At 68.4% G+C, this 26,825-nt stretch carries 28 protein-coding genes; 9 read left to right on the forward strand and 19 right to left on the reverse strand.

The genetic code is table 11. The features are described 5' to 3' along the window. Nucleotides 1-5 precede the first annotated feature (5 nt). The 7 genes from DV704_RS09435 (at nt 6) to DV704_RS12465 (ending at nt 4,801) form a co-directional block, all read left to right on the forward strand. Nucleotides 6-866 carry a DUF1028 domain-containing protein gene (locus DV704_RS09435; protein WP_114799335.1) on the forward strand — a complete coding sequence of 287 codons (861 nt, stop codon included), beginning with the start codon at nt 6-8 and terminating at the stop codon, nt 864-866. After that, a complete protein-coding gene (locus DV704_RS09440; protein WP_114799336.1) occupies nt 863-1,246 on the forward strand; it encodes an NUDIX hydrolase in 384 nt (127 codons plus the stop codon). Before DV704_RS09435 ends, DV704_RS09440 begins: the two co-directional genes overlap by 4 nt. A gap of 8 nt (nt 1,247-1,254) precedes the next feature. Next, a complete protein-coding gene (locus DV704_RS09445) occupies nt 1,255-1,953 on the forward strand; it encodes a gamma carbonic anhydrase family protein (protein ID WP_114799337.1) in 699 nt (232 codons plus the stop codon). Nucleotides 1,954-2,371: 418 nt separating this feature from the next. Further along, nucleotides 2,372-2,821, forward strand: coding sequence for a hypothetical protein (locus DV704_RS09455; protein WP_114799408.1), 450 nt, complete (start codon nt 2,372-2,374; stop codon nt 2,819-2,821). Next, on the forward strand, nt 2,818-3,252 hold the full coding sequence (locus tag DV704_RS09460) for a copper resistance CopC family protein (protein ID WP_114799339.1): 435 nt from the start codon (nt 2,818-2,820) through the stop codon (nt 3,250-3,252). The genes DV704_RS09455 and DV704_RS09460 overlap by 4 nt, the downstream gene beginning before the upstream one ends. Next, complete coding sequence (locus DV704_RS09465; protein ID WP_114799340.1) at nt 3,249-3,665, forward strand: copper resistance CopC family protein; 417 nt, start codon at nt 3,249-3,251, stop codon at nt 3,663-3,665. The genes DV704_RS09460 and DV704_RS09465 overlap by 4 nt, the downstream gene beginning before the upstream one ends. Continuing rightward, nucleotides 3,665-4,801: a CopD family protein gene (locus DV704_RS12465; RefSeq protein WP_114799341.1), complete on the forward strand. Its 1,137-nt coding sequence runs from the start codon at nt 3,665-3,667 to the stop codon at nt 4,799-4,801. Before DV704_RS09465 ends, DV704_RS12465 begins: the two co-directional genes overlap by 1 nt. Here DV704_RS12465 and DV704_RS09475 read toward each other — a convergent pair. From DV704_RS09475 to hpaI, 17 genes are all read right to left on the reverse strand, one after another. Beyond that, the gene (locus DV704_RS09475) at nt 4,798-5,841 is read right to left on the reverse strand and encodes a PIN/TRAM domain-containing protein (RefSeq protein ID WP_114799342.1); all 1,044 of its coding nucleotides are present in this window, start codon (nt 5,839-5,841) and stop codon (nt 4,798-4,800) included. The two genes, DV704_RS12465 and DV704_RS09475, sit on opposite strands and share 4 nt — an antisense overlap. Continuing rightward, nucleotides 5,838-7,127 carry a DNA repair protein RadA gene (gene radA, locus DV704_RS09480; protein WP_114799343.1) on the reverse strand — a complete coding sequence of 430 codons (1,290 nt, stop codon included), beginning with the start codon at nt 7,125-7,127 and terminating at the stop codon, nt 5,838-5,840. Before radA ends, DV704_RS09475 begins: the two co-directional genes overlap by 4 nt. 34 nt (nt 7,128-7,161) lie before the next feature. Beyond that, nucleotides 7,162-7,593 carry a thioesterase family protein gene (locus tag DV704_RS09485; protein ID WP_114799344.1) on the reverse strand — a complete coding sequence of 144 codons (432 nt, stop codon included), beginning with the start codon at nt 7,591-7,593 and terminating at the stop codon, nt 7,162-7,164. A gap of 5 nt (nt 7,594-7,598) precedes the next feature. After that, complete coding sequence (locus DV704_RS09490; protein WP_114799345.1) at nt 7,599-8,942, reverse strand: phenylacetate--CoA ligase family protein; 1,344 nt, start codon at nt 8,940-8,942, stop codon at nt 7,599-7,601. 10 nt (nt 8,943-8,952) lie between these two features. After that, complete coding sequence (gene pcaF / locus DV704_RS09495) at nt 8,953-10,155, reverse strand: 3-oxoadipyl-CoA thiolase (RefSeq protein ID WP_114799346.1); 1,203 nt, start codon at nt 10,153-10,155, stop codon at nt 8,953-8,955. Nucleotides 10,156-10,164: 9 nt separating this feature from the next. Continuing rightward, nucleotides 10,165-10,548, reverse strand: coding sequence for a hydroxyphenylacetyl-CoA thioesterase PaaI (gene paaI, locus DV704_RS09500; RefSeq protein ID WP_114799409.1), 384 nt, complete (start codon nt 10,546-10,548; stop codon nt 10,165-10,167). Between the two features lie 19 nt (nt 10,549-10,567). Then, nucleotides 10,568-11,302, reverse strand: a complete 735-nt coding sequence (locus tag DV704_RS09505) for an ABC transporter ATP-binding protein (protein WP_369911154.1) — start codon at nt 11,300-11,302, stop codon at nt 10,568-10,570. After that, a complete protein-coding gene (locus tag DV704_RS09510; RefSeq protein WP_114799347.1) occupies nt 11,299-13,065 on the reverse strand; it encodes an ATP-binding cassette domain-containing protein in 1,767 nt (588 codons plus the stop codon). Before DV704_RS09510 ends, DV704_RS09505 begins: the two co-directional genes overlap by 4 nt. Further along, on the reverse strand, nt 13,062-14,093 hold the full coding sequence (locus DV704_RS09515; protein WP_114799348.1) for a branched-chain amino acid ABC transporter permease: 1,032 nt from the start codon (nt 14,091-14,093) through the stop codon (nt 13,062-13,064). The genes DV704_RS09510 and DV704_RS09515 overlap by 4 nt, the downstream gene beginning before the upstream one ends. 18 nt (nt 14,094-14,111) lie before the next feature. Beyond that, nucleotides 14,112-15,299, reverse strand: a complete 1,188-nt coding sequence (locus DV704_RS09520; RefSeq protein ID WP_114799349.1) for an ABC transporter substrate-binding protein — start codon at nt 15,297-15,299, stop codon at nt 14,112-14,114. Next, a complete protein-coding gene (locus tag DV704_RS09525) occupies nt 15,296-16,816 on the reverse strand; it encodes a 3-hydroxyacyl-CoA dehydrogenase NAD-binding domain-containing protein (protein ID WP_114799350.1) in 1,521 nt (506 codons plus the stop codon). Before DV704_RS09525 ends, DV704_RS09520 begins: the two co-directional genes overlap by 4 nt. An 85-nt stretch (nt 16,817-16,901) precedes the next feature. Next, complete coding sequence (gene hpaD / locus DV704_RS09530; RefSeq protein WP_114799351.1) at nt 16,902-17,873, reverse strand: 3,4-dihydroxyphenylacetate 2,3-dioxygenase; 972 nt, start codon at nt 17,871-17,873, stop codon at nt 16,902-16,904. Then, nucleotides 17,870-18,349: a 4-hydroxyphenylacetate 3-monooxygenase reductase subunit gene (gene hpaC / locus DV704_RS09535; RefSeq protein ID WP_114799352.1), complete on the reverse strand. Its 480-nt coding sequence runs from the start codon at nt 18,347-18,349 to the stop codon at nt 17,870-17,872. Before hpaC ends, hpaD begins: the two co-directional genes overlap by 4 nt. Beyond that, nucleotides 18,346-19,800: a 4-hydroxyphenylacetate 3-monooxygenase, oxygenase component gene (hpaB, locus tag DV704_RS09540; RefSeq protein ID WP_114799353.1), complete on the reverse strand. Its 1,455-nt coding sequence runs from the start codon at nt 19,798-19,800 to the stop codon at nt 18,346-18,348. Before hpaB ends, hpaC begins: the two co-directional genes overlap by 4 nt. A gap of 10 nt (nt 19,801-19,810) precedes the next feature. Continuing rightward, nucleotides 19,811-21,325 carry a 5-carboxymethyl-2-hydroxymuconate semialdehyde dehydrogenase gene (gene hpaE / locus DV704_RS09545; RefSeq protein WP_114799354.1) on the reverse strand — a complete coding sequence of 505 codons (1,515 nt, stop codon included), beginning with the start codon at nt 21,323-21,325 and terminating at the stop codon, nt 19,811-19,813. An 11-nt stretch (nt 21,326-21,336) separates the two neighbouring features. Beyond that, nucleotides 21,337-22,128, reverse strand: a complete 792-nt coding sequence (locus DV704_RS09550) for a fumarylacetoacetate hydrolase family protein (protein WP_114799355.1) — start codon at nt 22,126-22,128, stop codon at nt 21,337-21,339. After that, the gene (hpaI, locus tag DV704_RS09555) at nt 22,125-23,060 is read right to left on the reverse strand and encodes a 2,4-dihydroxyhept-2-ene-1,7-dioic acid aldolase (RefSeq protein WP_114799356.1); all 936 of its coding nucleotides are present in this window, start codon (nt 23,058-23,060) and stop codon (nt 22,125-22,127) included. Before hpaI ends, DV704_RS09550 begins: the two co-directional genes overlap by 4 nt. Nucleotides 23,061-23,177: 117 nt before the next feature. Between hpaI and hpaR the strand changes: the two genes are divergently transcribed. Next, a complete protein-coding gene (hpaR, locus tag DV704_RS09560; protein WP_114799357.1) occupies nt 23,178-23,645 on the forward strand; it encodes a homoprotocatechuate degradation operon regulator HpaR in 468 nt (155 codons plus the stop codon). On the opposite strand, the gene DV704_RS09565 is transcribed toward hpaR, so the two are convergent. After that, nucleotides 23,626-24,195, reverse strand: coding sequence for a GNAT family N-acetyltransferase (locus DV704_RS09565; RefSeq protein WP_233498318.1), 570 nt, complete (start codon nt 24,193-24,195; stop codon nt 23,626-23,628). The genes hpaR and DV704_RS09565 overlap by 20 nt on opposite strands. Before the next feature lie 64 nt (nt 24,196-24,259). Between DV704_RS09565 and DV704_RS09570 the strand changes: the two genes are divergently transcribed. Then, nucleotides 24,260-26,290, forward strand: coding sequence for an ABC-F family ATP-binding cassette domain-containing protein (locus tag DV704_RS09570; RefSeq protein ID WP_233498319.1), 2,031 nt, complete (start codon nt 24,260-24,262; stop codon nt 26,288-26,290). On the opposite strand, the gene DV704_RS09575 is transcribed toward DV704_RS09570, so the two are convergent. Beyond that, nucleotides 26,202-26,816 carry a TetR/AcrR family transcriptional regulator gene (locus DV704_RS09575; protein ID WP_114799359.1) on the reverse strand — a complete coding sequence of 205 codons (615 nt, stop codon included), beginning with the start codon at nt 26,814-26,816 and terminating at the stop codon, nt 26,202-26,204. The two genes, DV704_RS09570 and DV704_RS09575, sit on opposite strands and share 89 nt — an antisense overlap. Between the last annotated feature and the right edge of the window lie 9 nt (nt 26,817-26,825).

The raw sequence follows: 26,825 nt of genomic DNA on the forward strand, positions 1-26,825 counted from the left end.
GGCTCATGGAAGTGGTCTCGACTTTCTCGCTGGTGGCCTGCGATTCGCAGACCGGTGATCTGGGCATCGCCGTGGCCAGCAAATTTCTGGCGGTGGGTTGGGTGGTCCCCTGGGCCCGGGCAGGGGTGGGGGCGGTGGCCACCCAGTCCTACGCCAATCCCGCCTTCGGTCCCAAGGGCCTGGCCCTGATGGAGGCGGGGGCTGGCCCGGAGGACATCCTCTCGGTCTTTGCCCGCACCGACCCCGAGCTGGCCAAGCGGCAGTTTGGCCTGGTGCTGAATAGCGGGGAGAGCCTTTCCTACACCGGCCCGGCCTGCCACCCCTGGGCCGGGGGCCGCTGGGGGGAGGGCTACGCCGCCCAGGGCAACCTGCTCGCCGGCCCCGAGGTGGTGGAGGCGCTCGAGCAAACCTTCCTTCAGCGCACCGACCTGCCCTTCCCCGAGCGGTTGGTGGAGGCCCTACGCCAGGCCGAGCAGGCCGGGGGCGACCGGCGTGGGCGGCAGTCGGCAGCCTTGCTGGTGGTGGGGCAGGGCAAGGGCTATGGCGGGATGGAGCGCTGGATTGACCTGCGGGTGGACGACCACCCCGAGCCGGTGGAGGAGCTGGCCCGGCTTTTGCGGATGCATCGCCTGCTTTTCGGGCAGGGCGAGGAGCCCAGGTCCTTGGCCGCCGCCGAGATCGCCTGGCTGCAATCGGTTTTGCAGCGGGAGGGCTACTACACAGGCGAGGCTACCGGCCGCTGGGACGAGGCCACCGAGCAGGCCCTGCGGGCGCTTTTGGGCGTGGAGAACCTGGAGGAGCGCTACCGGGGCGGGGCCGCTTTGGACGAGACCACCTTGGACTATTTGAAGGAGAAGTTCGCGTGAAGGCGGTAATAGGGGCAGGGGGGGTGTTGTTCAACCCCAAGGGCGAGGTGCTTCTGATTCGCGACCGGATGGGCTACTGGTGCTTTCCCAAGGGGCACGTGGAGCCGGGGGAGAGCCTGGCCCAGGCCGCGCTGCGGGAGGTGGAGGAGGAGACCGGCATAAAGGCTGAGGTGCAAGGGGCGCTGGGCACGACCCGCTACACCAACCACCAGGGCGTTCCCCGGGAGATTCACTGGTTCTTGATGCGGGGCGAGGGGGAGCTGCGGCTGGAGAGGGGTTTGAGCGGGGTAGGCTTCTTCGACCCGCAGGAGGCCCGGCAAAGGCTGGCCTTTCCGGAGGATGTGGCCTTGCTGGAGGAGGCCTTGGGGCGCATAGAATAAAGACCGAAATGGCCGTTTACCGCCTGGACGAGCACACCCCCCGGATCCACCCCACCGCCTTTGTGGCCCCCGGTGCTCTCATCGTGGGGCAGGCCGAGGTGGGGGAGAACGCCTCGGTCTGGTTCGGGGCGGTGGTGCGCTCGGATACCGAGCGGGTGGTGATCGGTCCTGGCAGCAACGTGCAGGATGGGGCCATCCTGCATGCTGATCCCGGAGAGCCGTGTATACTGGGGCAGAACGTGACCGTGGGGCATCGCGCTGTGGTGCACGGGGCGCTGGTGGAGGACGGGGCCCTGATTGGCATTGGGGCGGTGGTGCTGAACCGCGCCCGGGTGGGCCGGGGGGCGGTGGTGGGGGCAGGGGCGGTGGTGCCACCGGGTATGGAGATTCCTCCGGGGATGCTGGCGGTCGGCATTCCGGCCAGGGTGCGGGGCCCGGTGGAGGCCCCCAGGAATGCCGAGCGCTACGTGGCTTTGGCCCGTCACTACCGAACCCATCTGGCTCCGGTGGCCCCCACAGGGCGCTACCAGCTCACCCTGCGGGGCCAGGATGCCCTGAACCCCTTTAGCGACCTGCACCTGCAGCTCAAGCGCAGTGAACCCGGGGCGCTCTCGGCCCTGCGCTTGGTGGCGGAGGGCCGCCTGGGTGAGGCCTCCCCCGAGCTGCTGCAGGCGCTTTTGCGCGAGGGCTTCATACGACCCCTCTGATATGCGGCCGCTCCGCTCACCCTCCCGTTGGAAGCCTGTTTTGGGGCTGGTGGTCCTTGCTTTGCTGGCTTTCAGCCTCTATGGGCTGCGGGGGGCGGTGCTTTTGTCCGCTGCCTCCTCTGCCCAGCTTTGCACCGCTGCCCACACCTCGAAGGCCAAGGCGCAGCCGCACCTCGAGCACTGCCCGCTGTGCCTGCTCCAGATCTTCTGGCCTGACCTGGACCCCCTGCAGGGTCTGTACCATCCTCTGCGCTCTGCTCCGGTCTTTGCCCCTGGGGGGGTCTTAGAACGGGAAGTCTTTGGACAGGGGTTGGGGGCCCGGGGGCCGCCCATAGAGCGCGCATACGCCCAAGGTAGGTCTCTTCGGTCCTAGGGTAGCCTTGGCAGGCCCGTGGCCTGTTTGGAGAGGGATGTGAGCATGCGCGCTCTGGCAGTCTGGTTCCTCTTGGTTTTCTCGGTTTCGGCTTTTGCGCACGAGCGGGTGGAAGTGGGTCCCTTTGTGTTCGCGGTGGGCCAGCTCAACGAGCCCTCCATGGCGGGCGAGGTCAACGGCCTCGACCTCATCATCCGCCGCAAAGCGGACAACACCCCGGTGGTGGGGGTGGAAAAGAACCTCACCGTGGAGATCATCGGCCCTTCGGGGCAGCGCCGGGTCTATAGGTGGTCGGACGATCCCAAGGACATCTACCGCCTGCGGCCCCAGCCCGGGGCGGACCGGGCCGGGCGGTACATGACCAGGTGGATCCTGGCGGTCCCGGGGCAGTACCAGGTGCGGGTCTACGGGGAGATCGAGGGCGTGGCCTTCGACTTCACGGTGGGGGGGAGCACCTTCAACATCCGCGATAGGAGCCTGTTCGAGGTACGATGAAACGCCTGCTCCTTGGGGTCATCCCGGCCCTGGCCGGGATGGCCCTGGCCCACGCCTACCTGGTCAGCAGCAGCCCCCCGGAGAACGCCCGCCTGGAGGCTCCCCCTACCGAGGTGCGGCTGGGCTTCACCGAGGCGGTGGTGCTGCCCTTCTCCCTCTTCAGGGTTTACCGGCTCGAGGCCCCCGGCAATCCCCGTCAGGCGGCAGAGGCCCTGGCCGCGCGGGTGCTGGCCCGGCGGGAGGACCCTCCTGGGCGGGTTGACCTGGGCCTGAAGACCCAGGGCCGCAGCGCGGAGAATGTGGTCCTGGCGCTCGAGCCCGGCCTGAGGCCCGGGGTGTACGTGGTCGTCTGGCGGGTGCTTTCGGTGGACACCCACGTGACCTCGGGTTTCTACCTGTTCACCTACCAGCCTCCAGGAGGCCGCCCATGAGGTGGGGCCTGGTCCTCTTAGGCGGGCTGGCCCTGGCCCACGCCGAGTACAAAAGCTCGGTTCCCCCGGCGGGGGCGGTGCTCAGGCTTCCGCCCAAAACCGTCACCGTCCACTTCACCGAGCCGGTGGAGGTGCGGCTTTCCACCTTCAAGGTCTATCCCCTCGAGGCCCAGGGCAGCCCGGAGCAGCTGCAGCGGCTGGCCGCCCCTCTGGTCCGCCAGGCCCTTTCGCGCAGGGATGACCAGGCGCGGCGGGTGGACACCGGCCTGCTGACCTCTGCCCGCACCAGCCGGAGCGTGACCTTGCGGCTGAGGCCCGACCTAAGGCCCGGGGTGTACGTGGTGATGTGGCGGAACCTTTCGGTGGACGGCCACAGCCAAAGCGGCTACTTCGTCTTCATCTACCGGCCCTGATGCCCCACGCCCACGACACCACCCTCTACCTCCTGCGGGGGGCTTTGTACCTGGGGGTCTTTTTGCTTTTGGGCGCCGGGGTGTTCGTGCGCTACGTGGGGCAGGGCGGCCCGCTGGCCTCGCGCTGGCGGCTTTGGTACATGCTGGTGGCCGGCTTCATGCTGGCCTGGGGTGCCACCCTCTACGGGGCCTACCACACCGTCTGGATGCTGGGGGACCCAGCGCTCCTGGGCCGGTATTTCCTGGAGACCCAGCAGGGGGCCTGGCTGCTATTGAGGCTTCTGCTTTTGCCGCTGCTGCTAGGCCTCTCTTTGGGCTGGCTGCGAGGGGATGCCTGGCTCTATCCCCCTCTGGCGCTGGCCCTTCTCCTCACCGTAAGCCTTACCGGCCATGCCGCGGGGGGCGGGGTGGGGGAGGTATTGGCCGACCTGCTGCACCTGGGGCTGGGGGTGGTCTGGGGGGGCAGCCTGCTGGCTTTGGTGGTGGTCTGGCCCACCGCTCGCCATGAGGCCCGGCTGCGGGCGCTGGAGCGGCTTTCCGCGCTGGGGCTGGTGGCGGTCCTGGGGGTGGCGCTTTCAGGGGTGGGGTTGGCGGCCTCCCGGCTGCCGAGCATTCCTGACCTCTGGACCACCGCCTATGGGCAGCGGCTCCTGGTCAAGCTGGCCCTGGTGGGGCTGGTGCTGCTTCTGGCCGGGCTCAACCGCCTGTGGTTCCTCCCCCGCTTGCGGGCCAAAGGGGTGCAGGGGCCGGGGCCGGTGGCCCTCGAGGCGGCTTTGCTGCTGGGGGTGCTGTTGGCCACCGGGGTGCTGGCCGGCACCGAGCCGCCCAGGCCGGTGCCCAGCCTGGTCGATATCCGCGAGCCCTACGGGGCGCACCGCTTTGTGGGCCAGCTTTTCAGCCAGGCAGGCGTTATCCACCTCTACCTCGACCTGCGCGACCCCGAGGGCAACCTCCTGGCCAGCGGCCCCACTTTGCGGGTGCGGTTTGAGAAAGGGGGGCAGGCGCACGAGGAGGCCCTGGCTCCCTACCACCGCTCGCAGTACCACCTGGCCTACCTGGCCGAAGCGGGGGTGTGGCGGGTGGAGCTCGAGCTTCCCTCCGGCCGGCTGGACCTCGCCCTGAGGGTGGACCGCTAGCCCTCCTTGGCGGAGCGGCCGTTTTCCTGGAGCCGCCCGAATAGCAGGCGGCCCACCTGCGTCTGGATGGACTGGGTGATCACCACCCCCACCTCCTTGCCCTTGAAGCCGATGGCGTCGTCCACCACCACCATGGTCCCGTCCTCCAGGTACCCCACCCCCTGGCCGGGCTCCTTGCCCTCCTTGACGATGGTGATCTGGAGGTAGTCCCCCTGTTGCAAGGGGGCCCGCAGGGCCGAGGCCAGGGCCTGGATGGAGAGGGCCCTGACCCCGTAGATGCGGGAAAGCTGGGCCAGGGCATGGTCGTTGGTGACCAGGGCAGCCCCCAGGCTTTTGGCCTGGGCCAGAATCTGCTCGTCCACCGGGTCTTCGGACTCGGGCGCATCCAGCACCTCCAGTCCCACCTTGAGCTTGAGCCGTTCCAGAGTTTCCAGCCCCCGCCGCCCTCTGGCCCTTTTCTGGGCCTCGGAGGAATCGGCGAACTGCTGCAGCTCCCGCAGAACCTGCCGGGGCACGAAGAGAGGCCCCTCCAGAAAACCCAGCTCGGCCACCTCGGCGACGCGCCCGTCGATCAGAACCGAGGTGTCCAGCACCTTGCCCCCCCGCGGCTTGGGGGGGGGGCTGGGGGGGCGGGCCAAGCGGAAGTACTCCCGGTTGGCCACCGCAAAGGCCGAGAACGAGACCACCAGCACGGCAGCAATAAGCAGCGAGTGCAGGGCGTTGAAGCCTGGAATCTGGATGAGGAGGTTGGTCAGGAGCACCGCCAGCAGGAGCCCCAGGCTCGAGGCCACCGTGATGGCCACCGGGATCTCGGGAGGGAGCTTCCCCAGGCGCTCTTGGGTCTGCTGCCAGCGCTTCTCCAGCCAGTAGGCCAGCCGGGGCGCGGCCAGAAGGCCCAGGAGGAAGCCCACCAGCCCTAAGTAGAGCTGGTTGAGGCCCAGGGGGCTGGTGCTAATCAGGCCTTCTTGCTCGAGCCAGACCCCTGTGCGGTAGCCGAGGTAGGTGAATAGGAGGTAGAGAATCCAGCGCAACCAGTTCATAGGAAAAGGTCCACCACTTCTCTCAGGCTTTTGTGCTTCGGCGGGTGGACGAGCCGGCTGAAGCCGGCCCGTTCCCCCTCGCGCAGGCGGCGCTCCAGGCCCTCCACGCTCCTGAGCTCCCCCGCCAGCCCCACCTCGCCCACCGCCGCCACGTTGGGCGGAAGAGGGCGGCCCACAACGGCAGAATACACCGCGAGCCCCACCGCCAGATCGAGCCCGGGGTCGAAGACCCTTAGCCCCCCGGCCAGGTTCACGTAGATGTCCAGGTTGCCCAAAGGCAGCTCGAGGCGGCGCTCGAGCACCGCCAGCACCACGTCCACCCGCCGGGCATCCAGCCCCTGCGCCACCCGCCTGGGCGCGGGAAAGGGGGTGCGGGCGGCCAGGGCCTGCACCTCCAGGGCCAGGGCCCGCTCCCCCAACAGGCTGAGGGCCACCACCGAGCCGGGCACCCCCACCGGGCGCTCGGCTAGGAAGGCCGCCGAAGGGTTGGGCACCTCCACAAGGCCCTGCTCCTCCATCCGGAAAACCCCCAGCTCCCCCACCGGCCCGAAGCGGTTTTTGCTGCTGCGCAGCACCCGGAACTGCCCGGCGGTCTCGAGGTACAAGGTGGCGTCCACCACGTGCTCGATTACCTTGGGCCCGGCCACGAAGCCTTCCTTGGTGACGTGCCCCACCAGCACGGTGGTTGCACGGTGTTGCTTGGCAAAGCGGGTGAGGGCTGCGGTGGCGTCGCGCACCGCCGCCAGCGAGCCCACTGCAGCGTCGGTCTCCAGGGTCTGGATTGAGTCCACCACCAAGAACTCCGGCGGAGAGGCCTCCAAGATAGCCAGGACGCTTTCCAGTCGGGTTTCGCGGAGGAGTTCCAGCCCGCCCGCAATCCCCAGCCGCCTAGCCCGCAGCCGGATCTGGCCTGGGGACTCTTCCCCGGCCAGGTAGACCACCCGCCGGCCCTGCTCCAGGATTCGCTGGGCTATCTGCAAGAGCAGGGTGCTCTTGCCCACCCCGGGCTCGCCGCCCAGAAGCAGCACCGCCCCCGGCACGAACCCCCCGCCAATGACCCGGTCGAACTCGGCCATCCGGCTGCTGAAGCGGGCCTCGCCGTCCTCGAGGACCTGCCCAAGGGGGATGAGGGCCCCCGGCTGAGGGGGGGGCGGCTTGGACCCGGTCTTGGCCAGGGCCTCCTCCCTGAAGCTTTCCCAGCTTCCGCAGCTGGGGCAGCGTCCCAGCGGCTTGATGGCTCGGTAGCCGCACTCGACGCAGCGGTACTGGAGGGCCGCCCGGGGCATTTGCAATAAGTCTAGCGTGAAAAGGGGTCCAAAGTTAGGTCCTGTGGGCCCGCCAGCGCTCCGCCAGCCGGCCGAAGATCTGCTCGAGCCGGTCCTTGGGCAGGATGACCTGCTCGGTGTAGCCCTCGCCGATCCGGTCCCCCAGCTCGTTCCAGGCGGTGCAGCGCACGTGCACCCGGTTGCCCTCGGTGCGCAAATGTTCGGCCACGATGCGCACCCGCATGCCCGGCAGGGCCGAGGCCAGGTGGTCCACGCTTACCCTGGACCCAATGCCCTCCTCTCCCTCCTCCAAAAAGGGCAGGATGATTTTACGACCGGCCAGCTCCATGTGCTTGGCCATCCAGTAGGTGGCGTAGACCGGGTGCAGCCTCCCCAGCCGGGGGTCGGCCTGCTCGAAGTCCACGGTCATCGCCTCGGTGACCACCGTCTCGAAGGTGGCCTGGTAGCCCGGGGGAATAGGCCTCATCGCCCTCACCCCTGCTTGCGCAGGTCCAGCACCCGCCTGAGCTTGCCGCCCTCGCTCCTGGGGGCTGTGCCTGGGCTCAGCAGGGTCACCCGCACCGAGATGCCCACGTGGTCCTTGATCTTGCGCCCCACCCGCTCGCGTAGATGGCTCAGGCGCGGGTCGGCCTCCACATTCTCCTCCGAGAGAGCTGGAACCCCCAGTCCGCGGAAGAAGGGCTCGGCCACCTCGAGCTTGAGCTCCATCTCATCCAGGGTCCCCTGGCGCGAGAGCACAATCTGGTAGTGGGGGGCCACCTCGGGGATTTCCTGGAGCAGGGCCTCGATCTGGGTGGGGTAGACGTTCACCCCCCGCACGATCAGCATGTCGTCGGTGCGGCCCCTGATCTGGGCCATGCGGGCGTGGGTGCGGCCCGAGGGGCCCGGTTCCCGCGTGAGGAAGGTCAGGTCGCCGGTCCAGTATCGCAGGAGGGGCATGGCCTTCTTGGTCAGGTTGGTGAGGACCAGCACCCCCAGCTTGCCCTCGGGCAGGGGCTCGCCGGTCTCGGGGTCCACCACCTCGGGGTAGAAGTGGTCCTCCCAGATGTAGGAAAGCCCCTCCCGCTCGTTCACATCCTCGTTGGCCACCCCGGGGCCGATGATCTCCGAGAGGCCGTATATGTTGGTGGAGGCCACCCCCAGCCCCTCGTCCACGCTCCTGCGGACGGCCTCGGTCCAGGGCTCGGCCCCCAGCACCGCGTACTTGAGGCTGATCTCCTCCGGCGCCACCCCCCGCGCCCGGAAGGCCTCGGCCAGGGTCTGGGCGTAGGAGGGGGTGCAGGCGATCATCTCGGGTTTGAAGTCCTGGATGAGCATGACCTGCCGCTCGGTCATGCCCCCTGAGATGGGTACCACGGTCATCCCCAGCTTCTCAGCCCCGGCGTGCAGGCCCAGCCCTCCAGTGAAGAGGCCGTAGCCGTAGGCGTTGTGCAGCATCATTCCGGGCCGGCCCCCGGCAGCGGCCAGCGAGCGGGCCACCACCTCGGCGAATATCTCCAGGTCGCCCTTGGTGTAGCCCACCACGGTGGGCTTGCCGGTGGTGCCGGAGGAGGCGTGGATGCGGGCGATTTGCTCCCGCGGCACCGCGAAGAGGCCGAAGGGGTAGGCCTCGCGCAGGTCTTGCTTTCTGGTGAAGGGCAGCTTGTGGATGTCCTGGATGCTCTTGATGGCCGAGGGTTCGAGGCCCCGCTCGTCCAGCATCCTGCGATAAAAGGGCACCCGTTCGTAGACATAGGCTACCTGCTCGCGCAGGCGCTCGCTTTGCAGGGCCTCTAGCTGATGGCGGGGAAGGGTCTCCAGCTCGGGTTGGAACATAGCCACCTCTTCACACCCGCTCGACCACCATGGCGATGCCCTGGCCCACCCCGATGCACATGGTGGCCAGGCCGAACTGGACGTTCCGCCTTTGCATCTCGTGCACCAGGTTGGTCAGGATGCGGGCCCCCGAGGCCCCCAGGGGGTGGCCTATGGCAATGGCACCGCCGTTCACGTTGAGCCGGCCGTCCTCGGGGTCCATGCCCCACTCCTGGAGCACCGCCAGGCTTTGCGCAGCGAAGGCTTCGTTGAGCTCGATCAGACCAATCTCGCTTAGGGAAAGACCAGAGCGCTTCAGGACCTTTTCGGTGGCCGGTACCGGCCCGATGCCCATGATGCGGGGCTCCACCCCGGCCACCGCCATGGCGCGCACCCGGGCCAGGGGGTTGAGCCCGTGGGCCCTTATGTAGTCGCTCGAGGCCAGCAGCACCGCCGCAGCCCCGTCGTTGAGGGAGGAGGCGTTGCCGGCAGTGACGCTGCCACCGGGGCGGAAGACCGGTTTGAGCTTGGCCAGCGCCTCCAAGCTGGTGTCGGGTCTGGGCCCCTCGTCCTGCCGAACCCAGGTGCTCTGCCCCTTGCGGTCGGTCACCTCCACCGGCACCATCTGGCTCTCGAAGGCCCCCGTCTGCTGCGCCCGCACCGCTTTTTGGTGGGAGTGAAGAGCGAAGCGGTCCTGGGCCTCGCGGGAGATCCGGTACAGCTCGGCCAGGTTCTCGGCGGTCTCGCCCATCGAGTCGGTGCCGTAGAGGGCCTGCATCCTGGGGTTGATGAAGCGCCAGCCTAGGGTGGTGTCGTAAACGGTCAGGTTTCCGGTGGGAAAGGCCCGCTCGGCCTTGGGCATGACCCAGGGGGCCCGGCTCATGCTCTCCACCCCGCCCCCGATGTAGACCTGGCCCTCGCCCAGCATCAGGGCCCGAGCCGCGCCGGCGATGGCCTCGAGCCCGCTCCCGCACAGCCGGTTGACCGTGACCCCTCCCACCTCCTTGGGCAGCCCGGCCAGCAGCAGGGCCATGCGGGCCACGTTGCGGTTGTCCTCCCCGGCCTGGTTGGCGCAGCCCATGTAGACGTCCTCCACATCGCTCCCGGGTATCCCGGTGCGCTCCAGCAGGGCCTTTAGGGGAATGGCGGCCAGGTCATCGGGCCGGACGGAGGCCAGCGCCCCTCCGTGCTTGCCGACGGGCGTGCGAACGGCATCTACGATGTAGGCTTCCATGGTTGGGTTTTACCCGCTTTGCCCCTCGGGGGCAAGGGGCTTTGGCGAACACTCGAGGCGAAAGACGGTGCCGGTGAAGAGGGCCACCCGCCTTTCCCCGCACATCACCTCGATGCGGTAGGTGGCGGTGCGGCGCCCCAGGTGTTCCTCGCGGGCCAGCGCCACGACCCGTTCCCCCACCCTTACCGGCCGGAAGTACTGCATGCTGGTGCTGAGGGCCACCGCCGGGGTGCCGTGGGCGTTGGAGGCCAGGGCAAAGGCGGCGTCGGCCAGGCTGTAGAGGAAGCCCCCGTGGCACTGGCCGTGGATGTTTGTGTGTTCGGGGCGCACCTCGGCCTCCAGGGTGGCGTGGCCCGGGCCTATCCGGACCAGGGTGAAGCCCAAAAGCCGCATGTAGGGGTCAGGGGCCAGCTCAGCCACCGGCGGCCTCCTGCGCGCGGATGCCCAGGTAGGACTCGATGACCCGGGGGTCTTGGAGCAGCTCGCTTCCCCGGCCCTCCATCACCAGCTCGCCGGCCTCGAGGACGTATCCCCGGTCGGCCAACCGCAGGGCCATCCGGGCGTTCTGCTCCACCAGCAAGAGGGTCACCCCCCGGGCCTTGAGCTCGCTTAGGATGTGGAAGATCTCCCGCACAATCAGGGGGGCCAGCCCCAGGCTGGGCTCGTCCAGAAGTAGGAGCCTGGGCCGGCCCATCAGGGCCCGCCCGATGGCCAGCATCTGCTGCTCGCCCCCGGACATGGTCCCGGCAAGCTGGCGGCGGCGCTCCTTCAGCCTGGGGAAGAGGCTGTAGACCCAGTCCAGGTCTTCCCAGATTCCCCGTTCGCGCCGCTGGAAGCGGGGGAAGGCCCCGAGGAGCAGGTTGTCCTCCACCGTCAAGGAGGCAAATAGCTCCCGCTTCTCCGGGACCATCACCAGCCCCTTCAGGGCCAGGGCCTCCGGCTCGCGCCGCCGCAGAAGCTTCCCCTCGTAGCGCACCTGGCCGCTGGTGGTCACCAGGCCCAGGATGCCCTTCAGGACGCTGGTCTTGCCTGCCCCGTTGGGGCCGATGAGGGTGATGACCTCGCCCTCCCCCACCGAAAGCGTGAGGTGGCGCACGGCCTCCACTGCCCCGTAACGCACGGTGAGGTTCTCCACCTCCAGAATCACGCCGCCTCCCCCAGGTAGGCCTCAATCACCCGCGGGTTGCGCTGCACCTCGGCGGGGCTACCCTCGGCAATTTTCTCCCCATAGTGCATCACCACCACCCGGTCCACCAGCCCCATGACCAGCTCCATGTCGTGGTCCACCAACAGCACCGTCATGCCCTCCTCCACCAGCCGGCGGATGAGCGCGGCAAACTGCCGCTTCTCCCCAGCCCTGAGGCCCGCTGCGGGCTCGTCCAAGAGCAGCACCTCGGGCCGGGCGGCCAAAGCCCGGGCCAGCTCCAGCAGGCGAAGCTGCCCGATGGAAAGCCCCTCGGCCTTCTGGTGGGCGATTGGGGCCAGGCCCACCTGCGAAAGGGCCCAGTAGGCCTCGGCCATAGCGGCCTCCTCCTCCTTGCGGGCAAGGGCCAGCAGCGAGGCCACCATCCCGGCTCGAGCCCGGGCAAAGGTGCCCAGGGCGGCGTTTTCCAGCACGGTCATCTCGGGGAAAAGATGGGGGTGCTGGAAGGTGCGGGCAATCCCCAGCCGGTGCACCTCGTAGGGGGTGCGGCCCGAGATAACCTGGCCCTTGAAGCGAACCTCCCCTGCGGTAGGGGCGTAGACCGAGGTGATCATGTTGAAGCAGGTGGACTTGCCCGCCCCGTTGGGGCCGATGAGGGCCAGGATCTCGCCCCGCCGCAGCTCGAAGCTCATGTTGCTTACCGCCATGAGGCCGCCGAAGCGCTTGCTCAGGTTTTTCACCTCGAGCACCACCTCCCCCTTCGCTCCGCCCCCAGTTCGCACGGGCAGCCCCCCACCCTGCGGGACTGGGGGCCGGGGTCGGGGCAGGTAGCGCTCGATAAAGGGCCAGAGCCCCTTGGGGGCAAACATCAGGATCAGGACCAGAATCAGGCCGTAGGCGATGATCTCGTAGTTTCCGGTGCGCCCGAAGATGCGCGGCAGAAGGCCCTTGAGGGCCTCTTCCAACCCCGTCACCAGCCCAGCCCCCAGCACCACCCCAGGGATGCTGCCCACCCCGCCCGCCACCGCCGCGATCAGGTACTTGATGGAGGCCTCGAGGCTGAAAGGGGTGGGGTTGACGAACTTCTGGTAGTGCACGTAAAGCCAGCCGGCCGCCCCAGCGTATAGGGCCGAGAGGACGAAGATCTGCAGCCTCAGGGTCGCAGGGTTGACCCCAAAGCTGGCCGCCGCGATGGCATCACCCTTAGAGGCCCGCATGGCCCGGCCGATGCGGCTTTGGGTGAGGTTCCAGGCCGCCCAAGCCCCCACCAGCACGAAGCCCCAGGAGAGGTAGAAGTAGCTCCTCGAGTCGCTCAGGGTGTAGCCAAGGATGGAGATGGGGGGAATCCCCCGCAGACCGGTGTGCCCCCCGGTGAGGCCCACCCAGCTTCCCATCACGATGAACAGGGCCATGCACCAGGCGATGGTGGAGAGGGGCAGGTAGTGCCCCTTGAGCCGCACGGTGATGCCCCCCAGCACCAAAGCGCCCCCCGCCGCGGCCAATAGGCCCAGCGGAAGGGTGAGCCAGGGGCTATAGCCCTGCTGGACGGTAAGCAGGGCCGAGGTGTAGGCAGCGAGGCCCATAAAAGCGGCCTGGCCGAAGCTGGTCATGCCCGAAAGACCCGTGAGCAAGTACAGCCCCAGGGCCACCAGCGCGCCAAAGGCGATGTAGTTGCCCACGCTCAGGTAGAAGGAGGTGGGCGGCAGCAGCAGAGGTAGAAGGAGCAGAACCCCTACTGCGCCCAGCGTCAAAGGTGAAAACCTCACTCTTCCTCCGCGATCTCGTGGCTGCGTAGGCTGCGCCAGAAGAGGATGGGCAGGAGAAGGGCGAACACCAAAGCGTCCTTGTAGGCGCTGGCCTGGAAGGCCGCCCAGGACTCCATGGCCCCCACCAGCAAGGCCCCCACCACCGCCAGCGGGTAGCTGACCAGGCCCCCCAGGATGCCCGCCACGAAGCCCTTCAGCCCCAGTAAAAAGCCCTGAAAGTAGGCCGGCGAGATCAAAGGCGCTAGCAGCATCCCGCTCACGCAGGCTATCAAGGTGGCGATGCCAAAGGAGACGTAGCCCGCCTGGCTGGGGCTTATGCCCAGCAATCGGGCCCCGTACCGGTTGATGGCACAGGCCCTGAGAGCCTTGCCGTAGATGCTTCGGGTGAAGAAGAGGTACAGCCCCAGCATGGCCAGGAGGGCGAAGCCGTAGACCAGGAAGGCCTGGTTGTTGATGGGCACCGGGCCCACCTGGGTCTGTCCTGGCCATAGAGGAGGCAGGCGGAACTGCTCAGGGCCGAAGAAGACCAGCCCCAGGCCCATGAAGGCGAAGTGAAGCCCCACCGCGATGATCAGGTAGGTGAGCACGCTGGCGTTCCTGGCGGGTTCGAAAAAAAGCCGGTAAGAGGCGGGCCCGATGGGCAGCACGATCAGGACCGCCAGGATCCAGCCCAGCCAGAGGGGCACTCCCTGGGCCCCCCACCAGGCCAGCCCCACCACCCCTGCCGCTGCGAGCCCCAGCAGACCGGCCCTCCGGAGGTTTCGCCGCTCCAGGAAAGCCCAGCCCAGGAGCATGGCCGCCACCAGCCAGGCGGTTCCCGGTATCTGCCCCCTCAGGTTCAGGCCGCTCACCTCTGGGGGCAGGAACCAGACGTAGGTCAGGGGGGCGTAGACCAAGAACTCCCCCACCGGCACCAGGATCACCCGCGTCACCGCGAAGACCAGCACCAGCGCTAAGGCCAGAAGGGCATAGATGGTGCCGTTTTGCAGGGCATCGGCGGCGAGGAACGAGGCGATGGTCCAGTCCATGGGGGCCCTAGGCTTCTTCTAGCGGAAGGTGCGCAAAAGCTTCCATTCGAGCTTGCCGCTGGCGTTCTTTACGATCTCCACCATCACCGCCGACTCGTTGAAGCGCAGGCCCAGGTGGTCGGTGGGCGACATGTTGAAGATGCCGTGGGTGCCTACCACGTTGCGGGTAGCCTCGATCTCTTCGCGCAGGATGCGGCGGAAAGCCACCAGGTTGCTAGGCTGTTCACGGCGCAGGGCGCGCTCCAGGGCCGGGCGCAGGATGGCCCAGGCGTCGTAGGCATGGCCGCCAAAGGTAGAGTAGCTGCCGATGCCGAAGCGCGACTCGTAGAGCTGGACGTAGCTGACGGCCACCTGGCGGTTGGGGAAGTCGGGGGGAAGTTGGTCGAAGACCAACACCGGCCCAGCGGGCAGCCGGGTCCCCACCAGCAGGTCGCCCCCCACCCGCAGGAAGTCGGGGTTGGCCACCCCGTGGGTCTGGTAGATGAGCCCCCGGTAGCCCCGCTCGCGCAGGGTGCGCTGGGGCAGGACCGGCGCAGTGCCCGAGCCACCGATCAAGACCGCGTCGGGGTTGCGGGCCAGAATGCGGAGCACCTGCCCGGTGACCGAGGTGTCGGTGCGAGCAAAGCGCTCCGAGGCCACCACCTGGATGCCGGCCTCGCGGGCTGCGGCCTCAAAGGCCCGGGCCCAGCCCTCACCGTAGGCGTCGTTGAAGCCGATGTAGGCCGCGGTCCTAACCCCCGAGGCAACCATATCGCGCACGATGGGGATGCTCATCTGCTGCTCGGTTTGGGGGGTCTTGAAAACCCAGCGGCGTTTCTCGTCCACCGGGAAGACGATCTCCAGGTTGGCCGCCAGCGAGATCTTGGGTACCCCGGCCTCGGCCACCACGTCGATCATCCCCAGGCTGGCCGGGGTGGTGGTGGTGCCGATGATGGCCAGCACCTGGTCTTCCTGAATCAGCCGGCGCGTGGCCCGCACGGCCTGGGTGGTGTCCGAAGCGTCGTCCAGGATGATGAACTGGACCGGCCGGCCCGCCACCCCGCCGCGGCGGTTGACCTGCTCTTCCAAAAGCACCAGGGTGTTCCGCTCGGGAATCCCCAGGCTGGCCGCGGGGCCGGTGGCCGAGACCACCACCCCGATCTTCAGGGGGGCCGGCTGGGCCAGAGCCAGGCCCAGCGCCAGTACGCCGAACAACGCTCGCCTCATACTGCCTCCTTGTCTTTTTCCTTAGGAAAGAGGTTGCGGAAGTCCTCGAGCCCGGCGGCCACCATCCGGCGCAGCAGGGGGTGGGGCCGGTAGCGCGCCTCGCCCAGCTCCTCGTGGAGCCCCTCCAAAGCCCGGAGCACCGGCTTGAGCCAGATGCGCTCAGCCCACTCCAGGGGCCCCAGGGGGTAGCCGGTGCCCAGGCGCATGGCCCGGTCGATCTCGGCTGGGGAAGCTAGGCCCTCGGCGAGGGCCGAAATGGCCTCGTTGATGAGGAGGGCCAGGATGCGGAAGCCCACGCCCCCGGGCTGGTCGGGGAGGAGCAGGCAGAGGTGGCCCTGGGCCTCGAAGTAGCTCTGGGCCAGGGCTAAAGCCGGGTTGGGGCCGGAAAGGGGCGCATAGAGCTCCACGATGGCCCGCTCGCCGATGGGCGGCACCAGGCTGAACCCCGCCAGCGGGCCTTTGTGTTCAGCCTGGAGGCGGCTTACCGAGTGGCCCCAGACCAGGGTGACCACGGGAAGGGGTTCGGGCAGGCTGTGCTTGCGCTCGGGCTTGACCCGGCAGTCCAGCACAAAGGCGGCCTCGGCAGGGTTTTCAGCATGGGGAAAGCGGGCCCGCAGCGCCGCGGCCAGGGGGTTGGGGCCGAGGATGAGGGGGAGGGGATGGTCGGTCCTGGGGTTGGGCGGGGTGGGGGTGGGTGGGGGGCCCGGGGGGTAGCGGTACCAGCCCACCCCGCTCTTGCGCCCCAGGTGGCCGGCGGCCACCTTCTGCTGCTGCAGGTAGTGCGGTTGGTAGCGGGGCTCGCCGAAGAAGCCCTGGTAGACCGAGCTGGAGGCGGCGAGGTTCACGTCCAGCCCGATCAGGTCCATCAGCTCGAAGGGGCCCATGGGGAAGCCCAGCCCCCGCATGATCCAGTCGATATGTTCCTTGGGAACGCCCTCCGCGTGGAGCCTGAGGGCCTCGCCGTAGAAGGGCCGGGCTACCCGGTTCACCAGGAAGCCTGGGGCGTCCTTGACCCGGATGGGCTCCTTGCCCCACCTTCGCATGAGCTGGCTGGCCTTCTCGAGCAGGGCCGGGTCGGTCTCCAGCCCGCCTATCACCTCCACCAGCCGCATGCGCGGGGCGGGGTTGAAAAAGTGGAGGCCCAGCACCCGGCTGGGGTCGGGCACCCTGGCCGCGATGGCCGAGATGGAGAGGGTGGAGGTGTTGGAGGCGAGGAGGCTTTGGGGGTTGAGGGCCCCCAGCCGGGCCAGCAGCTCTTGCTTTAGGGCCAGCTCCTCCGGCGCAGCCTCGATGACGAGCCCGGCCTGGGCGCAGGCCTCCAGCGCCTGGGTGGGCTGGATGCGGCCCAGCGCGGCGGGCTGGCGTTTTTCTAGGCCGGCCTGGATGTCCGCCAGGGCGCTTTCCAAAGCGGCGGGGTGGGGGTCGTAGAGCAGCACCGGGTGGCCCGCGGCGGCCGCCACCTGGGCGATGCCCCGGCCCATGGTGCCCGCACCCAAAACCGCTACCGTCTCCTCCACCGCTCCTCCCGCTTACCAAACAAACACTTGTTTGTTTATTTGTTGGCCGTCAGTGTATCTTGAAGCCCAGACCGCTGTCAAGCGCTCAGATGACGTGCTGGGGCAGCCCCTCCAGCTCCGAGGCCTTGGTGGGCACGAACCCCCCCTCGAAGGCCTCGAGGCGCGAGCCCTCCAGGAACCAGCTTTTGGGGGTCTTGGCACCCCACAGGGTTTGCCGACGGGGGTCGTTCAGGTGCCAGCGGATGGGCTCGAAGTCGGGGTCGACCGTGCTGTAGTCGGAGGTGTAGAGCTCGATGCGGTGCCCGTCGGGGTCGCGCAGATAGAGGAAGAAGGCGTTGGAGATGCCGTGCCGTCCCGGGCCGCGCTCGATGGCCTCGGTGTGCATGGCCCCGGCCAGGATGTCGCAGGCCCGGATGATGCTCATGGCATCGGGCATCCAGTAGGCGAAGTGGTGCAGCCTGGGCCCGGTGCCGTTGGTGAAGGCCAGGTCGTGGACGTTGCCCTTGCGCTGTATCCAGGAGGCCCAGATCCGGCCCTCGTCGTCCTCGGTGTACTCCGAGAGGCGGAAGCCGAGCCTGTCCATGTACCAGCGGGTGGCCTGCCCTACCTGGGGGGTCATCACGTTGATGTGGTCGATGCGCTGCAGGCCAGGGCCCCTGTGCAGGTCGTAGCGCTGCAGGAGCCAGGGGTACCTCTGGCTTTCGGCGTAGAAGGCCAGCGGCAGGCCGAAGGGGTCCTGGATTCGCAGCAGCCGGGGCCGGTCCTGTTCCGACTCCCAGCGGTAGGGGAGGCCCTCTTCCTGGGCCAGCCCCACCAGGAGCTCCAAATCCGGCTCGCCCGCCACCCGGAAGGCCAGGTGCTTGACCCCGGGCTCGGCGGCCTGCTCGAGCTTGAGGGTCCACTCGCGGTCCTCGGTGCCCCGCAGATAGAGGGCCCCTTCCCGTTCATGCAGGACCTGGAGGCCCAGCAGGTCTGCGTAGAAATAGCGGGCGCGCGCCAGGTCGGTCACGTAAAGGGCCACGTGGGCGGCGCGCACGAGGTTGGGGGTTGCCTTCATCTCTCACCCTCCAAACAGAGCTTGCGGTAGCCGCGGTTCCAGTACAGAAGCGGCCGGCCCTCGGCCAGGCGTACCTCGGTTACCCGGCCCACCACGATTCGGTGGCTCCCGCCCGGGTAGACCGCCCAGGTCTGGCAGTAGATGGTGGCCAGGGCCCCGACCAGGGCTGGTACCTCGTCCTCGGTGAGGGGGGCGTGGTCCTGGGCGGGCTGGCCGGCGAAGTGCTCCGAGGTGCGCTCGTGGCCCTCGGGCAGCAGGTTCACGCTGAAGCGCCCGGCCTTCTCCAGCACCGGCCAGAGCAGGGTGACCTGGTGGATGCAGACCAGGACCAGGGGGGGCTCGAGGCTCACGCTGGTGAAGCTGCTCACGGTCATCCCTCGCGCCTCTCCGTTGTGCCGCGCGGCCACCACCACCACCCCGCTGGGCCAGCGGCGCATCGCCTGGCGGAGGGCTTCAGCGAGGGGCTGGTCGCTCATCCGGCTACCACCTCGGGCTCGGGCTTTTTCTGCCAGCCCAGGAACTCCCGGATGCGCGCCTTGTAGGGCTCCTTGTCGTAGACCGAGAAAAGGGTCTGGTGCATGCGCACCGGGTCGCCGAAGAAGAAGCGCTCGTAGAGCACCTGACGGGCCCCGAAGCCCGAGAGGGTCATGTCCCAGGCCAGGCGGAAGAGCTGCACCCGCTCGCGCGCGGGCAGGGTGGCCGACTGCAGGAATTTTTCCAGGTAGGGGGCGATGGGGGCTTCGAAGTCGGCCTCGGAGGGTAGGGTGATAAGGCCCGAGGCCGCGATCTGCTGCACGATCTCGTGGATGCGGGGGTAGAGCCTGGGGTAGAGGTTGCGCGCCCCGTCGAGGGCCCCCCGGTCGGGGCAGTAGAGGCCGTAGGCGTTGGGCCTGGCGTCCCGCTCGGCCCGGGCCCAGAGCCCCCGCATGGCCTCCAGGTAGATGATGACCTCGGCCACCTTCTCCTGCACGTGGGGGTAGACGTCGGCCCCAATCGCCTCGGCCATGAGCGAGATGAGCCCTAAAAAGGCCTCGGTCTTGGCGTTTTTGAGCACCACCACCTGGTGGGCCATGTGCATCAGGGCCCCGGTCTCGGCGTAGGCGGTGTTGCAGCGCTCCAGGTCTTTGTAGATGAAGACCCGCTCCCACGGCACGAAGACCTCGTCGAAGACCGTCAGGCAGTCCATCTCCTCCAGCCGGCTGCTCAGGGGGTGGTCGAAGCTCGAGTCCCCGCCCCTGAGCCCCTCCCGGCTTATGAAGTGGAGCCCGGGGGTGTGGGTGGGGATGGCGAAGGCGATGGCGTACTTCTCGGCCCCCGGCTCCGCCTTGAGCAGGGTAGAGGGGAAGACCAGCAGCTCGTCGGCGGTGGGCAGGGTGGAGAGCATCCGCGCGCCGCGCACTACGATGCCCTTTGGCGTCTCGCGCACCACCCCCAGGGGAATGTAGGGGTCGGGCAGCTCGAGGTTGCCCCTGGCCCGGTTCACCTGGGGGTTGGTGAGGCAGTGGGTGGTGCAGAGGTCCCGCTCGCGCACGTACTGCACGTAGCGGCGTACGTTCTCGGCGAAGGGCCCAAAGAACTCGGCGCTCTTCTCAAAGGCCATCAGCACCGCGTTGAGGTAGTCGGGGCTGCGGCCCATCATGCCCAGGTGGGCGTCGGCCCAGACCTTGTAGGCAGCCCCTCGGCGGGCCACGTCCTCCCGGCTTTGCGCCGGCAGCAGGCTTACAGGGTAGCGCTCCTTGCCTTCCTCGTAGGTTAGGGTTTCGCGGTAGCGGGGGTCGTGCTGCAGGTCGTAGAGGCTGGCCAGGGCGTGGGTGATGCCCCTGAAGACAGGGTGGGTGGTGGGGTCTTGCACCCGCTCGCCCTTGTACCAAAGGTTGGGCGGGTTTTCCTTTAGGGCTTCCAGGTACTCCTTACCGTTGCGCGCCATACGGCCTCCTTTAGCCGAACCTGGGGATGGGGGGGTCGACGAGAGGAACGGCGATGTGCTTGAGCTCGGTGTAGAACTCCAGGCTGTGCGCCCCGCCCTCGCGGTGGGTGCCCGAGAACTTGACCCCGCCGAAGGGGGTGGGCAGGTGGCGCACGTTGTGGGCGTTGATCCAGGTCATGCCGGCCTCTAGGTGCAGGGCCATGCGGTGGGCCCGCGAGAGGTCTTTGGTCCAGACATAGGCGGCCAGGCCGTACTTGGAGTGGTTGGCCTTCTCCAGCGCATCGGCCTCGTCCTTGAAGGGGATGACGGTCAGGATGGGGCCGAAGATCTCCTCCTGGGCGATGGTGTGATGGTTCTCGGCCACGAAAACCCCGGGGCGAATGTAGTTGCCCTCGCTGCCTATCCGCTCCCCGCCGAAGACGTGCCTGGACTCCTGCTTGCCGATTTCCACGTAGCGGAGCACCCGGGCCAGGTGCTCGGGGTGGATGAGGGGCCCCACCTCGGTCTCGGGGTCCAGGGGGTGGCCCACCCTGATGCGGGCCGCACGTTCGGCCAGACGCTCCACGAACGCATCGAAGAGGTTTTCCTGTACCAGCGCGCGGCTGCTCGCGGTGCAGCGCTCGCCGTTGAAGCTGTAGATCTGGAAGACGGTGGCGTCCAGGGCCCGCTCCAAGTCGGCGTCCTCGAAGATGATCACCGGCGACTTACCGCCGAGCTCGAGGGAAAGCCGCTTGAGCAGGGGGGCGCTGTTCTGGGTGATGAGGGCCCCGGTGGTGGTCTCGCCGGTGAAGGCGATGAGGGGGATATCCGGGTGGCGCACCACCGCGTCCCCGGCCTCCTCCCCGAACCCCTGCACCACGTTGAAGACGCCTGGGGGCAGGTCGGCCTCCTGGAAGATTTCCGCCAGCTTCCAGGCCGTGAGGGGCGACCACTCCGCGGGCTTCAGCACCACGGTGTTGCCGAAGGCCAGGGCCGGGGCGATCCGCCAGGTGGAGAGCATCAGCGGCGCGTTCCAGGGGGTAATGATGCCGCAGACCCCCACCGGCACCCGCACCGAGTAGTTGAGCCAGGTGTCGTCCACCGGGAAGGTCTGCCCTTCCATGGCCCGCTCGGCCCACTCGGCGTAGAAGCTGAAGTTCTCGGCGGCCCGGGCCACCTGGGCCCGCACGATCCTGAGCACCTGCCCAGCATCCAGGCACTCCAGCACCGCGAGCTCGTCGGCGTGCTTTTCCAAAAGCTCGGCCAGGCGGAGCAGGTACTTCTTGCGGGTCTTGGCGCTTTTTTTCCAGCCCACAAAGGCAGCCTTGGCGGCCCTGGCGGCTTTGTCCACGTCCTGGGCGTGGCCCCTGTAGACCCGGGCGAGCACCTGGTTGTCGGATGGGTCAAGCGTCTCGAAGACCTCGCCCCGCTCCCCCGGTACGAAGGCCCCGTTGATGAAGTGGGGCACGGTCTGGCGGGCCACCCGCTGCCGCACCTGGGCGATGAACTCAGGGGTTATGGCTGGGGTTTTCTCCGCTAGCTTCACCTGCGCCTCCTCTACACCACCGACCGGTCGCCCTCTTCCCCCACTACGGGCTCGGCCCACTCGCTTTCCTGCTCAATGGGGTTTTCCAGCGCCCCGAGCCCCTCGATCTCCATCCGCATCACGTCGCCCGGGCGCACCTGCGAGATGCCCCTGGGGGTGCCGGTCAGAATCACGTCCCCGGCCTCTAGGGTCATGAAGCGGCTGATGTACTCCAGAATCTCCGGGATGCTGAAGAGCATCCCCCGGGTGCTGGCCTCCTGGCGCAGCTCGTCGTTGACGTAGGCCCGCATCCAGAGGTTGTGGGGGTCAGGAACCTCGTCCGCACTCACGTAGTAGGGCCCCAGGGGGCCGAAGGTATCCCAGCCCTTGGCCCGGATGGGGGGGCGGAAGGTGTTGCTGACATAGTCGCGCACCACCAGGTCGTTGGCGATGGTGTAGCCGCCCACGTAGTCCATGGCCTCCCTGGCCTTGACCCGCCGCATGGGGCGCCCGATGATGACCGCCAGCTCGCACTCGAAGTGCATGAACCGGGCCCCCCGGGGGTAGATCACGGTGCCCCGGTGGGGAAGCAGCGAGCTGTTGGGCTTCCAGAAGAGGGCTGGTTCCTCGGGCTTCCGCAGGCCGAACTCCTCGGCGTGCTCGGCGAAGTTGAGGGCCAGGGCGATGACCTTGCTGGGCACCACCGGCAGCAGCCACTGCACCTCCTCAGGGCGATGGGCCTCCCCGGCAGGGTCCACGAGCATCCCCCCCTGCAGGTACCCCTCCAGCAGGCGGCCTTTGGCGATAAAGCGGGCCCGTTTCATACGTACTGCTTCCTCGAGGGGTCGGGCAGGACTGGGGGGTCCTGGGCCGGTAGGAGGCCATAGGCCTGGGCCATCTGGCGCAGCCGGGCCTCGATCTCGGGGGTGGTGGGCCCCAGGGGTTCGCGCCACTCCTTCTCGCAGAGGCCCATCCAGGCGAGCACGGTCTTGAGCGGGATGGGGTTGGTGTCCCAGAAGACCGCCTCGTTGGCCTCGAGGAGGTAGTAGTGAAGCTCCCGGGCCTCCTGGTAGCGGCCCTCGAGGGCAAGCTGGCAGAGCGCGGCGGTCTCCCTGGGCAGCCAGTTGGCGGTGGCGGCAATGGTGCCCACCGCGCCCACGCACATCATGGGGAAGGTGAGGGCCTCCAGGCCGCAGTAGACCTGGAAGTCCCGCCCCACCCGGCGCAGCAGGGCCGAGACGTACTCCATGTCCTTGGAGGAGTGCTTGAGCCCCACGATGTTCTTGAATTCGCGCCGCAGCCGGGCCACGGTTTCTATGCCGATCTCCACCCCGGTTCGCCCCGGGATGTTGTAGAGCACGATGGGCAGCTCAGGCACGCTGGCCGCCACCTGGCCGAAGAAGCGGTATAGGCCTTCTGGGTTGGGCTTGACGTAGTAGGGGGTGATGACCAGCGCCCCCTGGGCCCCCATTCTCTGGGCTGCGCGGGTCAGCCTCAGGGTCTCGTCCAGCCGCAGGCTGCCGGTGCCGGCCAGGAGGGGTACCCGGCCGCGGATGAAGAAGAGGGCCCGCTCAATCAGGTACTCGCGCTCCTCCAGGCTCAGGGTGCCGGGCTCGCCGGTGGTGCCCCCCACGCTCAAGGCGTGGGACCCGGCCTCGATCTGCCGCTCGATGAGCCGCTCCAGCGCGGCCTCATCGAGGTTGCCATTCTTGAACGGGGTAATCAGGGGTACGACGCTGCCTTTGAACTCCACCATGGCGCTCCTTGGTTGTGAGCTGGCTTGCTGTGCTGCCGCCTTTGAGATACTTAATATGTTAAGTAAAACCGGGGCAGCGTTTGCGAGCTAAAGTACAATTACTCCCCAAGAGGCCCTATGACCACCCTTCCCCCAGATGCAGCCCGCCTCCTGCGCGACCTAACCCACTCCTTGCCCATGGCCCTCCTGCGCACCCGCGAGGCGGTGGTGCAGCGTTTTCGCAAGGTGCTCTCCCGCCACCGCCTAACTGAACAACAATGGCGGGTGATGCGGGCTTTGGACGGTAAGGAAGGGCTGGAGATATCGCTTTTGGCCGAGCAGTGCCGCATTCTCTTGCCCAGCATGAGCGGCATCCTGCGCCGCATGGAGCAGCGCGGGCTGGTGCAGCGCCGGGCCAACCAGGCCGATGGCCGCAGCGTGTGCGTGGCCCTCACGCCGGCCGCGCAGGCCCTGGTGGAGCGGATCAAGCCCGAGGTGGTGGCGGTCTACGCCGAGATTGAGCAGCTTCTGGGGAAGGAAAAGCTCGAGCTCCTCTACGCCCTTTTGGAGGAGCTGGAGCAAGGGCTCAGTCAGGGAGGCAGTTAGGGGGCAGGAAGCGGTTCGCCTCCTCGAATTCTTCGCGCAGCATCCCGTATAGGTAGAGGTCTTCCTTTACACCCTGCCGGGTTTCGTGCCGCCGCAGGATGCCCTCCAACCGGAAGCCGAGTTTTTCCAGGAGGTGGCGCATGGGCACGTTAGAGCCCTGCACCTCGGCGGTGATGCGCTCCAGTCCCAGCTCGCCGAAGCCGTAGGCCAGCATGGCCCGCCCGGCCGCATAGCCCACCCCCTGCCCGCGGTGGCTTTCCTCCCCGATGGCGATGCGCAGCCGGGCGCGCCGCTCCAGGGGGTTCAGGTCGCGCAGGTCGACAAAGCCCACCAGCAGACCCTCGGGGTGCTCCTGGCTGCGAAGTACGATGCCCCGGCGCACCAGGTCGGCGGGGGGGTTGTTCAGCAAGCGCACGAACCAGTCCTGCAGTTTTTCGGGCGAGAGCCCCAGCGGCCAGCCGTTGGCCAGGCAAAAGGCCTCGTCCTGGCTCCAGGAGATCACCCGGGCCAGGTCGCTCATCGCCAGGGGGCGCAGCTCCACCGCCAGCATGTCCCTACCTTACAGGATGCCCTGGCCATTGATAAATCGCCGGAGGCTGCGTAGTCTCGTTTTGGTGGCTACCTCCGGCCGTTTTCCCCTGCTGCGCCTGCTGGAGGGAGAGAAGGCCTTTGGGGAGCGGGTCTTGTTCAAAGGAGCGAACCTCTGGCTTGTGGCCCGCGAACGGGCCGCCCTGGTAGGGCCCAACGGTGCAGGAAAGAGCACGCTGTTCCGGGTCCTGGCCGGCCAGGTGGGGCTGGATGGGGGGCGGCTTTGGCGGGCTTCTGGGGTGCAGGTTTTCTACCTGCCCCAGGACTTCCGCCCCACGGGGGGGCTTGTGCACGAGCTGGCCTACGCGGTCACCCCGCTTGCCCGCCTGGAGCGGGCGCTGGAGTCGGCCCCTTCCGAGCAGTGGGGCGAGCTGTGGGCGCAGCGCAGGGCCCTTGCTTTTTGGAAGGGGCGGGTGGAGCGGGTTCTGCGGGCGCTGGGGCTGGAGGCTTTGCGCCATCGGTCCGCCGATGGGCTCTCGGGGGGGGAGGGGGTGCGGCTGGGGCTGGCTTTGGCCTTTCTTTCCGGGGCCGAGGTGCTGCTCCTAGACGAGCCCACCACCCACCTGGACCTGCCCTTGCGCCTGGGGCTGGAAGAGCTGCTGCGGGCCTACCCCGGTGCGGTGGGCTTTATCAGCCACGACCGGGCCCTTTTGCACGGGGTGGCCTCCACCGTTTACCACCTCGAGGCCGGGGTGCTTTTCCGGGTGGCGGGCGGCTACGCGACCTACCTGCAGGAGCGCGAGCGCATCCGCCGCACCGTCGAAAAGGCCCGGGCCGAGGCGGAGAAGGAGCGCGAGCGGCTTTTGCGGGTGCTGCCCGATAGACGCCGGCCCGGGGTGGACCGGCGGGTGCGCGAGCGGCGGGCCCTGCGCCGGCGGGCTGCGCGGATCGAGGCCCCCGACCCCCTGCCCCCCGAGCGGCGCTGGAGCCTGGAAATTGCTGCGGAAGGTGCCCCCCGGCTGGTCCTCGAGGCCCGCGACCTGGCCAAGGCCTACCCCGGCCGAGGACCGGTGCTGCGCCGGGCTACCCTGCGCCTTTTCCGCGGCGATCGGGTGGCGCTGGTGGGGCCCAACGGGGCGGGCAAAACCACCCTGCTGCGTCTTTTGCTGGGCCTGGAGCCGCCCGAGGCAGGGGAGCGGACCCTGGGGCTGGGGGTGCGGGTGGCCTACCTCGACCAGCATCACCACGGCCTGGTGCCAGAAGAGCCGCTTTTCGCCCAGTTCGCGGCCCGCTTTGGGGAGGCTCGGGCCGCCGCCCTTCTGGGCCGGCTGGGCTTTCGTCCGCCCCACTGGCACAGCCCGCCGGCCCGCCTCTCCGGGGGCGAGCGGGCCCGGGCGGGCCTGGCCCTGCTCTCGGCCCTGCGGGCCGGCCTGCTGGTGCTGGACGAGCCCACCAACCACCTGGAGCTCGAGCTCCTGGAGGCCCTCGAGCGAGCCCTGGTCGATTATCCCGGCACCCTTCTTTTCGTCTCCCACGACCGCACCCTGGTGCAGAGGGTGGCCACCCGGTTCTGGGGGCTGGAAGAGGGGGTGCTGGTGGAGTACCCCAGCTACGCCGAGGCCGAGGCTGCGATGCTGGGCCGGCCGGCCTTGCGAATCGACCCCTGCGGCGAGCCTACGCTCGAGCCCCCTCCACCCGAGCGCGACCTGGAGGAGGAGCGCCTGGCCTTGCTGGAGCGTTTGGATGGCCCCTTGTCTGCGCGCAGCCTCGCCCGCCTGCGGGCCGACCTTCTGGCCCTGGAGGAGGCCCTTTTCCTCCACTACGCCCAGGTCTACTACCGCCCCCATCCCTACCGCTACCGGGTGGTCCAGGAGGGGCTGGAGGTCTTTGCCGAGGAGGAGCTGGGCCTTTGGCAGTTCTGGAGCCGGGAGGGGGTGGTCTTTGCCGAGGCCCGGGGCCCTGCCCTCTACCTGGAAGGGCAGCCCAGCCCGCGCATGCTGCGGGCCATCTGGCGGATGGCCCTCGAGCTCATCGGGCTGGGGGAGGTGGTGGGGGCTGGGCACCCAGGCTGCGCAGAACCAGCCGGCCGTAGGCCTCCGCCAGCTCCGCAAGGCTGAGCCTCCCCCCCGGACGGTACCAGTGGTAGGTCCAGTTCAGCGCCGAGAGGACGAACAAGGTGGCCAGCCGGGCATCCTCCACCTGGAACTCTCCCTCCCTCACCCCCGCCTCGATGGCGCGGTAGAAATGCTCCTCGTACTCGTCGCGCCGGGCCTTGATTTGCGCCTGCATGGCGGGGCTCAGGAACTTCCACTCGTGGAAAAAGACCGTGGCGTGGTCGAGCTCCCGCGCGATGACCTGCAGGTGGGACCGCACCAGCCGTAGAAGCCGCTCTTTGGGGGCGAGGCCTTCGGGGACCGCCCGCGCCCCTTCCAGGAACTCGTCCGCCGCGCGGTTGACCAGCTCGAAGAGCACCTCCTCTTTGGAGGTGATGTGGGCGTAAAGGCTCCCTCCCTGCAGGTTGACCGCTCTGGCCAGGTCGCGCATGGAGGTGGCGTGGAAGCCCCGGCGACTAAAAAGCCGCCCGGCGGCCCGCAGAATCTCGTCCCGGCGGCTGGTCTTTTCCCCTGGTGAGCGGCTTGCCACCCTGCGAAG

Source organism: Meiothermus sp. QL-1, assembly GCF_003351145.1.
Lineage (GTDB): Bacteria > Deinococcota > Deinococci > Deinococcales > Thermaceae > Meiothermus.